Below are 15114 nucleotides of genomic sequence, written 5' to 3' on the forward strand. Positions count from 1 at the left end.
GAAGTGGCACAATTAGAGCCAAAATATACTTTAATTGAAATCTACTTAAAGTATATACTGATACTGCTGCCGCTTATGTCATCGCCCCTTGAGCGCCCGCTAAAATTTGAAATTAGACTGCCATCGTCACATCCTCAGTTACTAGAAGGACTAGATATATGGCTGAGTTTAGGTTTGATATCCGATACCCAGGTTAAGCAGCTATGTCAAGAGTTTCTGGTGTGTACGGTGGTGTTGCCACCCCAGCCTGAAGTGAAAACAAAGGTAGTGTTTTTAACTCCCGATCCCGTACAGGAATTACCCGTAGCAGCTTTACAATCTAGCCGCCGTAGACAACCACAACAAAAAACAGTCGAACCCAACTTTGTCAGTACAATGTTGCAGTCCTTGGGGGCAGAACTGAGTGTACGCTGGCTGCTTTTTCTAGGGGTATTCCTGGTAGTGGTATCCTCTGGGGTACTGGCTGCGAGTCAGTGGGAAAAGTTTCCTGCTTCTGGACAGTATGGAGTTTTGTTTGCTTATACTCTGAGTTTTTGGGGATTAAGCTTTTGGGCGACTAGGCAAAACAATCTGAGATTGACGGCTCAAACTTTGCTGATTGTCACCCTTTTGTTAGTTCCAGTGAACTTTTGGGCAATGGATAGCTTTCAATTGTGGCAAAATCCTGTGGATTTGGTTGCAGTTGCGATCGCCTGGCCTACCCTCACTGCTATAACTGTTTTACTCTCCAAAAATCGGGCTATTTTTACCAATTTACGTACTAGCAAATTACCTTTAGCCAATATTCTAGGGCTGAGTTATCTGCATTGGGGTTGGCAATTGCCAGGATTCCCCTTAATTGCCGTCTATGTGGCAATGATTGGCACAACTATAATTACTATTTATCACAATTACCAACAGCCTAATATTGTCAGTGAGCAAGATAGAAGCGATGTCTACGACGGGCTACGCCGCAGCTTAAGTATTAGTTTAACTGCCGCCGTAATTATTTATGCTTTGATAGTGCTGCTAGTACGGGCGATTTTTGTTGCTGGGGTAAATGTCACTCAGTTGGGATTAGCTATTGGCATTTGCGGCTGGCTAGTAACTTGGTTAGCACAGGAGAGGGTAGGGGGCGGAGGGCAGGGGGGCATACTTCGACTACGCTCAGTAACCGGGGGAGCAGGGGGAGCAGGGGGAGCGGAGGAAGTAACTTTAATATTCCCCTCATCTCTCTTTCTCTGGGAAAAACTTGGTGGGATTTTACTGTTTTTGGGTTGGCTGGTTTCGGTAGTAAATTATCCTTGGCAAGGAATAGCTGTAAGTGGTTTAGGTTTATGGTCTGTGGGAAGTCGCTTGCGGCGGTACAGTTTAAAGCTAGACTTCGCTGCGGTTTTCGTCATCGGTTTAGAGATGATTTGGCTAGGTTGGCGATTAGTACCTGATAGCTTACAGAAATTAGCGATCGCAACTGCTACTCAACTCACAAATTCTCAAAATGAACCTTGGGCTTTGCTGGGTGTAGCTTTATTTCCCTACATAATTTTGATGGTGGCGCTTACAGATAGCCTACATCGCACCGAAAAGCGAGAATTAGCTAAATTTGGCGAACTGCTCACCCTCTTACTTGGAGCCTTTTTAACAACGATCGCGATTGTCAATCCTGTATTGCGATCGCTAAATCTCCTATTTTCTACCATCACTCTGGCATTCGTCACTCAACGTCGTTCCCCCGCATCCCTTCCCCTGATATATCTAACTCACATCATCGGGGTGCTGACATTTTGCTCTACCATTAATTGGCTGGCACCAACCCTGAGTCAACAAGTCTGGGCAAGTATTTTATTAGCTCTGATGGTTGCAGAATGGCGATTTAGCGTAAAAGAAGGAGTCTGGCAACGTAGTGCGTGGGATGTCGGTTTAGGACTAGCCGCCGCTAGTTTTTTCCTATTGTGGATGAATGCAGAATCATCTTGGTATGGTGTCGCTGATAGCCAAGCTTATTTGGGAGCCTTATGGCTAGTTACCCCTATAGCTCTCACGGGTGTTGCAAATTGCACAACTACAGAACGTCGGACTACTACCCGTTACTTGAGTGTCTTGGCTGTGGGAGTTGCCCAGCTACTTACTATACAGTTACCAGAAACCAGATTAATTGGTTTGGCAGTAGGTGCAGGACTAATGTTCGTAAATACGCGCTATTTACGAAACCAACTATCTGCGGTAATTACAGAAGGATTTGCTCTGAGTTTCATCGTGGCGCTGCTGTGGATGGGTGTACCTGGTTTACCTCACCTCGTTCTCGGAGGTTGGTTTGTCGTAGGCGCGATCGCAATCCTAATTCTATGGTTAGCCAGGACAGTTTTGAGCCGACGCGGAAACGAATTAGCACTTAATTATGCAGCCGCCAGTGATAAATGGGCGATCGCATTGTGTGGTTTTGAGTTGTTTAGTTTGACACTACACTCAGTGCTGATTTACTCAGGGTTTATCACTTCGGGATTTTTGTACTTAGCTGCCACTATAATTACCTTGACAGCTATTGTTTATCGCAGTTGGCGAGAACCAACCAATTGGGCATTCTATGGCATTGGGTGGTGTTTGGAATTGTTGACTGCCCAAGTGTTGGGATTTGGGGAGCGATCAATTGTTAGGATAGCGATCGCAAATATCGCTTTAGGTTTAATCGCTCAACTTGCCGGCGAGTGGTGGCGGCGACGACATCAATTAGAAAAACTTCCTAGCAGCCTTCACATTTTGCCATTAATTTATGGTGCATTCAGTGTGTTGCTGCGTTTGAACACGTTCACCGAGTGGACTGGTTTATATTCCTTTGGTGTAGCTTTAATCATCATTGGTGTAGGGCGACGGCGCGAGAACTTTAAACCCCTGCTGTACTTAGGAATAATTGGCATATCTATTTCTGTCTATGAACTTTTGTTCTATCAAATGTCACAAGCTTCAGGAGGAGCATTAGGTGATGGATTGATTGCCATGTCTGCCCTTGGTGCCAGTATCATGTATGCTTACCGTATTTTGTCACCTTGGCTTGTAAACTACTTACATCTAACTCCCCAAGAATTGAAAAGAATTGCCCATATTCATTGGGCTTGGAGTAGCTGCTTATTAATGGCTGCCATTCCTCTCCCCATTGGAATTAACCGTTTGGTGGGATTAGCAACAGGGGTATTTTTGATCCGTTATGCCATCTTTCAAGGACGAAATTCGCGCACTTCCCCCAGCATATTTGGAAGAATCACCATAGCCGAAATGTGGGTTTACCTTGGCTTATTAGAGGTAGCCGGTATGAGAGTTTATTGGCGCGAGACAGCAGTAGGAAAATTTTGGGCTGGGCCGTTAGTTCCTTGGAACGGTGCGATCGCTTGTGTGATATCCTATTTTCTGTATATCCTACCTTGGGAAAGTTGGGGTTGGTCTAAAAAACCTTGGCAGCAAGCCGCCTACATCACACCACTGATAATTTTATGGGAAACCAGACTGCAAACTTATCCCATTACCTTGGTACTCGCAGCAGGTTTCTACATATTCCTGGCAAAAGTGGGTGAAAACATCCGTTTTACATATATCAGTGTGGCGTTGATTGATTGGGCACTTTGCCGATGGTTTGATTCCTTACGCCTGAATGATGTTTTATGGTATGTAACACCAATTGGGTTATCACTGCTTTATATTGCTCAAGTGGATACCCAACTTAGGCTACCAGAGTACAAACCGGCTCGCCATATTTTGAGATTGCTAGGTAGTGGTTTAATTTGTGGATGGGCAATTTTATTTAATCAAAACACAGCCTGGATACCTGGAATTTTCAGCCTCATCGCCATTTTTGCCGGATTAGCTTTGCGAGTGCGGGCTTTTCTCTATATTGGCACAGTCACTTTTTTAATTACTACAATCTATCAATCGGTAATTTTTAGTTTGCAGTATTCCTTTTTAAAATGGGTTGTTGGCTTATTAGTTGGCATCCTCCTGATTTATATTGCCGCCAATTTTGAAACCCGTCGCACTCAGATAACTTCCTTAATTCGTAGCGCCATTGATGAATTTCAAACATGGCAATAGAGAGAGGATTGATTCAATTTTTTGTATGTTTCAAAGGATTCAGTTGACATCCTCACCGCCGTGAACGCACTCTTAAGAAGGAGTAATGAGTAATGAGTAACAAGTAATAAGTAATGAGTAAATACCCATTTTTCATTCACTCATTATTGTAAAGCCGTGCTGGAAGCACGGGGTTTTAAACCCATTTTTCTGATAACAAGTATTTAGTAGTTCATGTCATTAGTCTTGATAGATGAATCAGTTTTAAATTTCTCTTCTTTACCTCTTCTACTTTGCGCTCTTTGCGTCCTTTGCGGTTCGTTCTCTTAATTCTCAAAAATAAGAGAACGAACCGCTTGGGTTACAGCAGTTTTCATGTATTTGAAGTCAACTCAAGCCCAGGCGGTTAGAAACCGCGGCTACACAAACAAAGCCCACCTTCGTGGGCTAAGAGAATTTAACCCGTGCAGGCGGGTTTTGCCTGTGTAGACGCGGTTTCTAACCGCCGATTTCACTCACCTTTATTGAAATCTAAGAAGCTGTAGACTGTAACTTTTCTAATCGTGCCAGCACTTCTGAACTATGAACAGTTGGGTTGACTTTGACAAAAGTCTCGCGCAAAACACCTTGAGGATCAATGATAAAACTATGGCGCATTGATAAGTAGCCAAGCCACGAACCGTAAGCTTTACTCACTGAACCATCAGTGTCAGCTAAAAGTGGGAATTTTAGTCCCTCAGAATCACAAAATTTGGCGTGAGAATCAATATCATCAGCGCTTACGCCAATAATCTGGGTATTTTTTTCGAGGTATTGGGGTAAGTCTTGCTGAAAACGACGAGCCTCTATAGTACAACCAGAGGTGAAGTCTTTAGGATAAAAGTAAAGAACTAGCCACTTACCGCGCAAGTCAGAGAGGGAAATTTTGCCATCACCTGTGTTAGTTGGCAAAGTAAACTCTGGTGCGGGTTGATTAATTGCGGGAAGTTTACCACCAAGGGCATCAGCAGCAGAGGTAAAGTTCAGCCAGCTGATGAAAGAAATACAGCTGGCAAATAATATATTTAAAAAAGTGCGGCGGGAAATCATGGTGCAAACCAGAATCACAACTTTACACAAGTTTACAATTCTTAGTTGCAGCAAATATCATTTAGAGTCAGATTCGGTAGGTTTATCTATGCTTTCGATGTATTGGCTATCTAAGAGAAAAGCTCCCCTAGCGAAGCGAATACCCCAATATCCACCGGGACGGCGGTCAAGGACTATACCTTCTTCGCCAATGTGAATAACATCAGGGGGGCGCAGCATAGGAATAGGTTCAGCAGTTTTGACGTAGGGTGGTAGTGCCACAACACGGACTTTACTACCAATTGCAAATTCTTCAGACATCTTTATCAAGCTTGGAGTTTTGATTAACTCATAACTCATAACTATCTTGAAAGTCTAGTAAATTGGGAATTGATAAGAGATAGGGGAGGCAAGGAAGAGGGGGAAGACAAGGGAGAGACTTGTTGAATAATTCTCCCTTTATCCCCCTCATCCCCCTCATCCCCCTCATCTCCCCTGCCCCCTGCCTCTTTGGTCAATGCATAAATCTTAAAATAGGGAAAGGGAAAGGGGATGAAGTTTTTCCCCTTTCCGCATCTTCTGCAAGAAGCCTGTTAATTTTTGACTATGGAAAACAATGCCTGGGCATTAGTCAAGTTAAGTATTTTTTAAAAGATTATTATTGAGGATTCCCTTGTTGACGACGCGAAGGAGCATTTTGACGATATTGCTCTATTTTTTGGCGCTGTTCAGGGGTTAGGATTGCTTGAATCTGTTGTTTCTCAGATTCCCGAATTTGTCGCATTTGGGTTTTCTGTGCTTCAGTCAGATTTAAGTCACCATAACCACCCTTTCCTCGACGTTGACCTGGTTGCCGTTGACCTTGGCCGGTTTGACCCTGAGCCTTACGCGCTTGCCACTCAGCCCGACGCGCTTGTTTAGCTGCTTCTAATTTTGCCTTTTGTTCTGGGGTCAAAACTGCTTCAAATTTGGCGCGGCTATCGCGGCGAATTGCCTGAATTTGGCTTTTTTGGGTATCTGTCAAACCCAAGTTTTTCCAAGGGCCCCTTTCTTTTTGTGGAGTTTGTGCAAGTAACACGGGTGAAGGAGAGGCTGTTTGAGCATTAACAGCGAAGGAGGTTGCAGTTAAAGTTAGAGCGATTGCTCCAGCGACTAGCGATAATGCTTTGAGTTTCATTTCTTGTGGGTTTTTCCTGGTTGGTTGTCACTATCATAAGAACTTATCTTTACTAGTTACATGAGGAGAAAGTCATGGTTCTACCCATGACTAAAGTCATGATTGAATTTTGACAAATTTGATTAACAATAAATAGTTAGGTGGTGGGAGTATTTGAGAGGAGTTAGGAGTTATATATAAATAATGAACGTTTTTATGATAATTGATTTATAAATACTTATTTAGCTTTACTGCATATTTTGGTATAGCCCGTATTTACTATTAGTTCTTAACTCAACGAAAAATTTAAACTGTGGAATATACTACTTAAATATTCCAAACTTTATAATACTGAATTTTTAACTTATACTCCAAAATTTTAACTCATTTATAACTTGAGCCAAGCCACAATGAATCATCCAATTCAGATTAAGAAACATCCTTTTCCATCTCTACTTTATTTAGAGTGGACACTACTGGCAATTACTGCATTGACAGCAGTTATACCACCTCCCTTACGGCGATTTCGTCCCAAACCTCCAGAACTAACAATTTGTGGGTTATTTCCAGACTTGTCAATTTGCAATTTCTTACCAGAACTATCAATTTATAGTTTGATTTTTTTTGCGTTAATGGGCTTAAGATTACCCAGAGGTAGCCAGATTTCTAAGGTAATATACACAGGAATTGAAATTTTATTAATTTTAACAACTGGATTATTTGGTGAAAGATTTGCTCGTCTATTCCCTTTTCTTTACATAATTTTAGTTACTCGTAGTTGCCTAATATTTAATTTACCTGGGCGTTTATTTGTTACATCTCTATCCTTTGGATTATTCTTATTTACGACACAACTAAAATATCAGTTATTTAATTTGCAAGCATCATCACAAGCACAAGAAAAATTTCGATTTCTTAGCTTAAATTGGTCGTTAGTATTTGGCTTAAGCTTAGTATTTGTGTTGTTGATGATGAATGCAGTATTATCTGAACGGCACAGTCGAGAAAAGCTAGCGATCGCTAATGAAAAACTCCGTGAATATGCGATGCGAATTGAAAATCAAGCTACCTTAGAAGAACGTAACCGCATTGCTCGGGAAATTCATGATTCATTAGGACATTCTCTCACTGCTTTAAATCTGCAATTAGAAACAGCATTAAAACTATGGCAATCTAATCCAGGTAAGGCTGAAACATTTCTAGCAACAGCAAAAGAATTAGGCTCAAAAGCACTAAAAGATGTTCGTCAATCTGTTTCTACTATGCGTTCTAATCCTTTACAAGAGCAATCTTTAGAACGTGCGATCGCTAGCCTTGCAGAAAATTTTCATCGCTCCAATGGCATTTTACCAATTTATCAAATCAACCTCGAATATCCTTTACCACCTGAAATCAACACAGCTATTTACCGAATTACTCAAGAATCTTTGACAAATATAACTAAATATGCTTCTGCAACCGAGGTTAAACTGGAACTCGCTACAGCAAGAGGAAATTTGCGATTGATAATTCAGGATAACGGTAGAGGTTTTGATTTAGGGCAAAATACTACTGGTTTTGGACTTCATAGTATGCGCGATCGCACTTTAGCACTTGGAGGTGACTTTAATATTAATAGCACTCCTGGTTCTGGTTGCAAAATTACAGTTAATATTCCCTTAATGAGGTTGAGATGATGATTAAAGTATTGTTAGTAGATGACCAAGGTTTAATTCGTCAAGGATTAAGAGCGTTATTAGAATTAGAACCGGATTTAGAGATAGTGGGAGAAGCAGAAAATGGTGAACAGGCAATTAATTTGGTTGCTGAATTTCAACCAGATGTACTATTGCTAGATATCAGAATGCCTATTATGGATGGAGTTGCAGCGACGAAAGAAATTCAAAAACGTTTTCCCACAACTAAAATTTTAGTACTGACGACTTTTGATGATGATGAATATGTATCAGCAGCATTGCAAAATGGGGCAATGGGTTATTTATTAAAAGATACGCCCTCAGAAGAATTAGCTGTTGCTATTCGTGCTGTTTATAAAGGATATACCCAATTAGGTCCAGGTATAGTTAAAAAGCTGTTAACTCAGTTTTCTAATGGTACACCAATCCATTCAACACCTGTACCTTCTACTTTAACTGAACTTACTCCTAGAGAAAAAGAGGTTTTGCGGTTAATTGCTACAGGTGCTAGTAACCGAGAAATTGCTCAAGAACTCTATATTTCTGAGGGGACGGTAAAAAATCATGTGACAAATATTTTAAACACGTTAAATCTGCGCGATCGCACTCAAGCGGCGATTTGGGCAAACACATATTTATCCTATTTGAATTAGCCAAGTTAAATAATTCGTAATTCGTGATTTTAGCCTTTAAATTAATTATAGTAGCGGTATCAATACGGTTCGGTTAAGGCAAGAGACGCGATAAATCGCCGTCTCTACAAAGGACTGATTATTGTAAAGATGGCGATTTATCGCGTCTTTGTGATCTAGGGCGTGTCATCAAAAAACCTTATCCGAACGGTATTGATAGCGGATTGGCTTTCAAGACAATCGTTACTAAATAATCTATTGTTTGGAATTCCCTTACTTTTTGACTAAAAAATATGCTGTAGCATAGTCAGGCAATTGACTGATTTTCTGACCAAATTCTTTTTTATTATTAAATATACCTGCCAAAAAATCTAGCTGATAAAGATTGGGTAAAAAGGCTCCCCCTGTATCGGCAATTACTCCCATTCGCAGATGTTTGCGACCACCTTGAGTATGCTCAATTACGACCACTTTACCTAAACCAATATTCAAAACATCTCCCGCAAAAGTAACTCCGGGTTTGATAGAGATTTTTGCACCTATTTTATATCCATAGCCTTTAATAGCATCAACTTCTCTAAAATACCAATAACGTTTTTGTGCTGTTGCTTTCAATCCGCGAATATAAGACATTCCATTATTTCTGTCTACATTAAAAAATGCCTTATAACCATCTGTAAAATTAATTAATATTGTTCCTTCCATAATTGCTTCTTCTAAACCATTTCTGGTTAGATAAGCGAGACTGGTAACTTTTCCAAATTCTTTACCACCTGGTTCATAAATACCTGACAAAACATCCTGCTTGGTGTATTTCGTATAGAATTTGTCGTTATTAGCGTTGTCTTTTAAGCTATAAATTGGTGTATTAAAAGTAGAGGTTTTCTTCCGAGAACCTGGATGAGTAAAGACAGCATATTTAGTAATTCGTAATTGTTTTTGCTGTTTATTCTTTGGGTTATAAGGAGACCATTTAATAACTCGAAAATTGGTATTGATAAAGTTAGGATCTTGCAACCGAGTAGCTCGATTATTAGCGATATCCTCCTTTAAGACAGCAATCATGAAATTCAAAGTGTTGAGAACATCTGGTATAGTTACTCCTTGAGTCGCAAGCATTCCTGTACGGAGAATATCTGGGTCTTCTGAAGAGTAATCTTGAAAATATTTTCTAGTATTAACTAGAACAGTTAATAAATCTCCTTGGTTGAAGTTAACCTTACTACTTGGCAGTTTTGCTGGGGTAACAACCTGACTACCATTAATACTAAATTTATATTTTTTGAACTCATCGACAATTGGATAGGGTGCAGATGCAGCTAGCAAATTTTGCTGAGATAAAAAAGTGTTTTGCTGATCGATAACTTCATCAGATACTTGTTGAGCAACAAAAGGATTTTGAAAATTTGCAGTGAGGGAAATCTGTGATGGAACTGCGGCAGAATTTTCTTGCTGCGTAAAGGGTTGATTTTGTTGGGCTAGCTGTTTATTTTTTGACTGAGTATATAAATGGCTATTTGCTAAACTGACAAATAATAAGGCAGCACAACCGACTGTGAAGCGAAATTTTGGGCTGGATAAGATATTCATAACTTGGAAATTAAATTTCTAATACTAAATAATCGACGTTATGTTTCCACCACCTCACGCACTAATTGCGCCAATTTTTCGGCACTATCGGGAACTGCGATCGCATGAGCGTTTTCACCCATCTTTGCTAACTCTTGCGGTGACTGCAACAAATTCAACACATTACTTTGCAATACTTGCGCCGTCAACTGCGATTGTTTCAGTGTTAACGCTGCACCAGATGAAGTAAATACGTCTGCATTATAAGATTGATGGTCTTCTGCGGCAAAGGGGTAGGGGATCAAAATTGCTGGTATTCCACACACTGCTAATTCTGTCAAGCTACCGGCACCAGAACGACTAATGGCAAGAGTTGCTCGTTGCAACAATGCCGCCATGTTGTTGTAAAAAGGTAAGGCTATGTACTGTGGATGTTTGAGACTATCTGCTTCGGGATCGCGATCGCCAGTTAAATGTACTACATAAGCGCCAGCATCAAACCAAGCCTTTGCAGATTCGCGCACTAACTTATTAACCGCAACTGCACCTTGGCTACCACCAAAGACGACAATTAAGGGAACACCATCAGGAATGGCTAAATCCAGGGGTGAGTTAATTTCCCCATCGAGAAATTGCGATCTTACAGGAGTACCAACACAGACATTTTTGGCACGGGGTAAATACTTAGCAGCTACTTCAAATCCCAAGGCTACCGCACTACACCAAGGGCCAAAAAAGCGAGTTACTTTACCTGGTAAGGCGTTAGATTCGTGGAAAACCACGGGTAAACCGAGGGAACGTGCCGCAATGACGGCTGGCCCGGCTATGTAACCCCCAGTGGTAAATACTCCTTGAAAATTTCCCTGTTTGAGAATTCGTCTGACTTCTATAATCGAAAGGGCAAGTTTACCAAAGATCCGAATCGAAGAAAGTCCAAACCCTTGCTGAAACCCTTCAACTGCAATAGTATTCAAGGGATACTCTTTAGGGACAAGTTGAGTTTCCAGCCGATTGGATACTCCCAGCCATTCGATTTGATAATCTGGAAGTTTTTCTGCCAGTGCGATAGCTGGAAACAAGTGTCCACCAGTACCACTGGCAGCTATTAATAATCGTATCGGTGCGTTTGCCATCAAACCTCTACCGTTTAGCGTCTAGCTTAACTAAGATAAAACAATTTCCTGACTTTCTCTCATCAAATCAGTAAACTCTTGCCAATGACTAAAATTATTACTGCTTTTGCAAAACGCCAACTCAAATTTCCAGCCAGTATTTGGCTGGTTTCGTTCCTGCTAACCCTTGGTTTAACAAGTGGTTGGCAACGCACTCAAGCGACGACACCACAGCAATTAGCCCAAACTGGTACAGTTCAAAATGCACCAACCGATTTAAAAAACCTGTTGACACAAGTTGATGCAGCTGCCAGTAAGGGTGATGTCAAAGGGGTGTTGCAATTCTACAGCCCCTCTTTCACTCATGGGGATGGATTAAACCTCCAAACCCTAGAAAAGTCTTTGGTTTTACTTTGGCAACGATATCCTAAATTACAATACAGTACCAAACTGCTATCTTCAAAATCGGAAGGCAATGGGATTATTGCCGAAACAGAGACGAAAATAACTGGCTTACCCTCCGGTAGCGGGAATAATTTGGCTCTCGATGCCACGATTAAATCGCGTCAGCGGATTGAAAGCGGTAAAATCGTCCGCCAAGACATTTTGGCAGAACGCACCCTACTTACCTCTGGCAGCAAGCCACCCAAAATTGATATTAAATTACCAGAACAGGTACAAGTTGGTCAGAAGTATAATTTTGATGCGATCGTCCAAGAGCCACTTGGTGATGATTTTCTCCTCGGAACGGCGCTAGAGGAAACCATCCAACCAGAGAAGTTTCTCAACCCCACACCCGTAGATTTGCAATTATTGACATCCGGTGGACTGTTTAAAACGGGACAAGCACCATCCACCCCTGGTAGCCAATGGGTTTCTGCTGTCATCCTACGAGGTAATGGGATGACGATGGTAACTCAGCGTCTACAAGTGGTGAAGAAATAGAGACGCGATTTATCGCGTCTGTACAAGAGTTAAGAGTATAGACGCGATTCATCGCGTCTATTAGGAGTTATGGACGACTGATGATAAATTATGAACTATGAAATTTGTGCTAATTCATAATTCATAACTATTAACTCCTCACTTCATAACTATCCTAATGACTTCCCTACAAAATCAAATCATTTTGATTACTGGCGCAAGTAGTGGTATTGGTACTGCTTGTGCGAGAATCTTCGCTGGTGCGGGTGCAAAACTAATCTTAGCGGCACGACGGTTAGAACGTTTGCAGCAGCTAGCAGATGCTCTTATTAAAGGATTTGGTACTGAAATTCATTTATTACAGCTAGATGTGCGCGATCGCAACGCTGTCGAATCTGCCATTTCTACTCTACCGCCTGCCTGGTCTGACATCGACATTCTGATTAACAATGCTGGTCTAAGTCGTGGTTTAGACAAGTTGCACGAAGGCAGCTTTCAAGACTGGGAAGACATGATTGATACTAACGTTAAGGGTTTACTTTATGTTTCCCGTTATGTTGTTCCGGGAATGGTGAGTCGCGATCGCGGCCATGTGGTAAATTTAGGTTCCATTGCCGGACATCAAACCTATCCCGGTGGCAATGTCTACTGTGCTACCAAAGCTGCTGTGAGAGCTATTTCTGAAGGTTTAAAACAAGACTTGTTGGGAACACGGGTACGTGTAACTTCCGTTGACCCTGGTATGGTGGAAACGGAATTTAGCGAGGTGCGGTTTCACGGAAATACTGAACGCGCTAAAACAGTCTACCAGGGAGTTACGCCACTGACAGCAGATGATGTGGCTGATGTGATATTTTTCTGTGTGACGCGATCACCCCATGTCAATATTAACGAAGTTGTGCTGATGCCTGTTGACCAAGCTAGCGCTACGTTAGTTAATCGGCGAACAGAAAAGTAATCCAATTGAAGAAGATTAAATTCTAAACACTCCCACATATTTTGAAAATTTTACTACGCTCATTTCCAAAAAACCGTTGGTTAGATTTGGAATATTTTGATGTTACTAAAAATACTTTATTAAATGTATTTTTATTTTTTCGTATGAAATTACCCTGCTAAATCCCCCTTAAAAAGCAATACGGTTCAAAGCGCTACTTGTATAAAATCGTGGGTTTTTGAGTTTTTGAGACGCGATAAATCGCCGTCTCTACAAGTGTTTTGGTCTTATGTGAACTGTATTGCCTTAAAAAGTGGCAGTTTGATTCTGGTCTTGCAAACTGGAGCGACTGGCATGGGTTAGGGGGGATCAATAAGAGCCTGGAATAACAAGCAACTACTTTTCAAACATCCTTTAAGGCTAGTTGGAAAATCTGAGGAAATACGTAAAATTACAATTTCCTCAAAAAATTATCGTTTTTGGTTGTAGATAATTGCGGAACTTGTTTTGATTGTCTTGTAGTTATATAGTTTATGCTTATTAAAAAACAAAATAAGCATCTATCCTAAGAGGGATTTTTTAGGACTAATCTTTCTGTATGCATTTTTTAGAACTAGATTATGCAAAAATGATTTTTACTCATACATAAAATTCATATATGTTATCCAAAGAAAAGTGTTGACGATACAACTTCAAGAAAACATTTATTATTAATCAAAATAAAAGCGCTGTAGTTAATGCAGGAGGAGTTAAAAAAGTCTGAACTACTTCTCTACTTCAGACACTTAAAATTTTCTGAAGTTTAATTTATTAAGTAATTAATTTTATAATCTTTACAATAAAAGGAATATTTTATTGTTTAACAAAATATCATATCTTCAATACTTTCTTTCTCTTCCCGTTAAACCGTCTCTGCAAACCGTTCTGATTATTCCCTTTATTCTGCAAATCTTAGCAGTGGTAAGTTTAACAGGTTACCTCTCATTCAAAAATGGGCAAAAAGCAGTAAATAATATTGCCACACGGCTACTAAGTGAAATTAGCCAGCGTGTTCAGCAGAATCTGCATACTTTTCTTGAAACTACCCAGCAAATTAATCATAATAATGCTAATTCTATTAAACTTGCTCAATTAAATATACAAGATTATTCTATCTTAGAAAACTACTTTTTTGAACAATTAAAACTATTTAATCAAGTAAGTCTAATTGGGTTTGCAAATAAAAATAAAGAGTTTATTTCAGCAGAAATCTTTCCTGATGGCTCTTTGACAATCAGAGCATCTAGTAAATCGACTAAGTATAATTTACGGACTTATACTACTAATAAAGAAGGCACACGCACGGGAATAAAGGATTTTGGCAAACCTTATGATACTCAAAGACGTGACTGGTATAACAAAGCGATAGTAGAAGAAAGACCAATTTGGAGTGAAATTTATCCTCATAATTCTGGCATTGCCTTGTACATCGCTGCTAGTCAACCTGCTTACGATAAACAGGGAAATTTGCAAGGTGTATTACTCTCAAATTTAAACTTATCCAAAATTGGCACTTTTCTGAACAAGTTAAAAATTGGTAAAACAGGAATAAGTTTTATTATCGAGCGTCAGTCTGGAAGATTGGTAGCAACCTCAACTAATGAAAAGCCTTTCCGCTCAAATAATTTAGAATTACAATTAGCAGAAAATAGAATTAAGCCATTTTTTGCTATAGATAGTAAGGATATAAAAACACAATTTGCTGCTAAATGTTTAAAAACACAATTTCATGAGTTTAACTCAGTTAATAGTTCGAAGCAATTAGATTTTGCGATACATGGTAAGCGGCAGTTTATTCAAGTTTTACCCTTCCAAGATAATCGGGGACTTGACTGGTTAATTGTGGTAGTTGTCCCAGAAGATGACTTCATGGAAGAAATTAATGCTAATACCCGCACCACTATTGTGCTGTGTATTATTGCTTTGATCGTTGCTGTAGCTGTCGGTGTTTTAATTTTATGAT

At 40.2% G+C, this 15114-nt stretch carries 11 protein-coding genes; 6 read left to right on the forward strand and 5 right to left on the reverse strand.

All coding sequences use genetic code 11. The features are described 5' to 3' along the window. Positions 1–75 precede the first annotated feature (75 nt). Positions 76–4059 carry a DUF2157 domain-containing protein gene (locus FBB35_RS25755; protein ID WP_174711995.1) on the forward strand — a complete coding sequence of 1328 codons (3984 nt, stop codon included), beginning with the start codon at positions 76–78 and terminating at the stop codon, positions 4057–4059. Between the two features lie 510 nt (positions 4060–4569). Here FBB35_RS25755 and FBB35_RS25760 read toward each other — a convergent pair. The 3 genes from FBB35_RS25760 to FBB35_RS25770 form a co-directional block, all read right to left on the reverse strand. Next, positions 4570–5127: a peroxiredoxin gene (locus FBB35_RS25760; RefSeq protein WP_174711996.1), complete on the reverse strand. Its 558-nt coding sequence runs from the start codon at positions 5125–5127 to the stop codon at positions 4570–4572. Between the two features lie 57 nt (positions 5128–5184). After that, a complete protein-coding gene (sipA, locus tag FBB35_RS25765; RefSeq protein WP_174713768.1) occupies positions 5185–5427 on the reverse strand; it encodes a regulatory protein SipA in 243 nt (80 codons plus the stop codon). A gap of 337 nt (positions 5428–5764) precedes the next feature. Continuing rightward, positions 5765–6283, reverse strand: a complete 519-nt coding sequence (locus tag FBB35_RS25770; RefSeq protein ID WP_174711997.1) for a Spy/CpxP family protein refolding chaperone — start codon at positions 6281–6283, stop codon at positions 5765–5767. 389 nt (positions 6284–6672) lie between these two features. On the opposite strand from FBB35_RS25770, the gene FBB35_RS25775 reads away from it, so the two are divergent. Together FBB35_RS25775 and FBB35_RS25780 are read left to right on the forward strand one after the other, a co-directional pair. Then, a complete protein-coding gene (locus tag FBB35_RS25775; RefSeq protein ID WP_174711998.1) occupies positions 6673–7938 on the forward strand; it encodes a sensor histidine kinase in 1266 nt (421 codons plus the stop codon). Further along, positions 7938–8591, forward strand: coding sequence for a response regulator transcription factor (locus FBB35_RS25780; RefSeq protein WP_174713769.1), 654 nt, complete (start codon positions 7938–7940; stop codon positions 8589–8591). Before FBB35_RS25775 ends, FBB35_RS25780 begins: the two co-directional genes overlap by 1 nt. Before the next feature lie 252 nt (positions 8592–8843). On the opposite strand, the gene FBB35_RS25785 is transcribed toward FBB35_RS25780, so the two are convergent. Together FBB35_RS25785 and murG are read right to left on the reverse strand one after the other, a co-directional pair. Beyond that, on the reverse strand, positions 8844–10160 hold the full coding sequence (locus FBB35_RS25785) for a hypothetical protein (RefSeq protein ID WP_174711999.1): 1317 nt from the start codon (positions 10158–10160) through the stop codon (positions 8844–8846). A gap of 38 nt (positions 10161–10198) precedes the next feature. Beyond that, entirely contained in the window at positions 10199–11272 is a 1074-nt protein-coding gene (gene murG / locus FBB35_RS25790; RefSeq protein WP_174712000.1) for an undecaprenyldiphospho-muramoylpentapeptide beta-N-acetylglucosaminyltransferase, read from the reverse strand. A gap of 84 nt (positions 11273–11356) precedes the next feature. Here murG and FBB35_RS25795 point away from each other — a divergent pair, with 84 nt between their 5' ends. The 3 genes from FBB35_RS25795 (at position 11357) to FBB35_RS25805 (ending at position 15113) form a co-directional block, all read left to right on the forward strand. Then, the gene (locus tag FBB35_RS25795) at positions 11357–12196 is read left to right on the forward strand and encodes a nuclear transport factor 2 family protein (protein ID WP_174712001.1); all 840 of its coding nucleotides are present in this window, start codon (positions 11357–11359) and stop codon (positions 12194–12196) included. A gap of 157 nt (positions 12197–12353) precedes the next feature. Continuing rightward, on the forward strand, positions 12354–13133 hold the full coding sequence (locus FBB35_RS25800) for an SDR family oxidoreductase (protein ID WP_174712002.1): 780 nt from the start codon (positions 12354–12356) through the stop codon (positions 13131–13133). A gap of 936 nt (positions 13134–14069) precedes the next feature. Then, positions 14070–15113, forward strand: a complete 1044-nt coding sequence (locus FBB35_RS25805) for a cache domain-containing protein (protein WP_174712003.1) — start codon at positions 14070–14072, stop codon at positions 15111–15113. The last annotated feature ends 1 nt before the right edge of the window (position 15114 follow it).

The sequence above is a fragment of the Nostoc sp. TCL240-02 genome (assembly GCF_013343235.1).
Lineage (GTDB): Bacteria > Cyanobacteriota > Cyanobacteriia > Cyanobacteriales > Nostocaceae > Nostoc.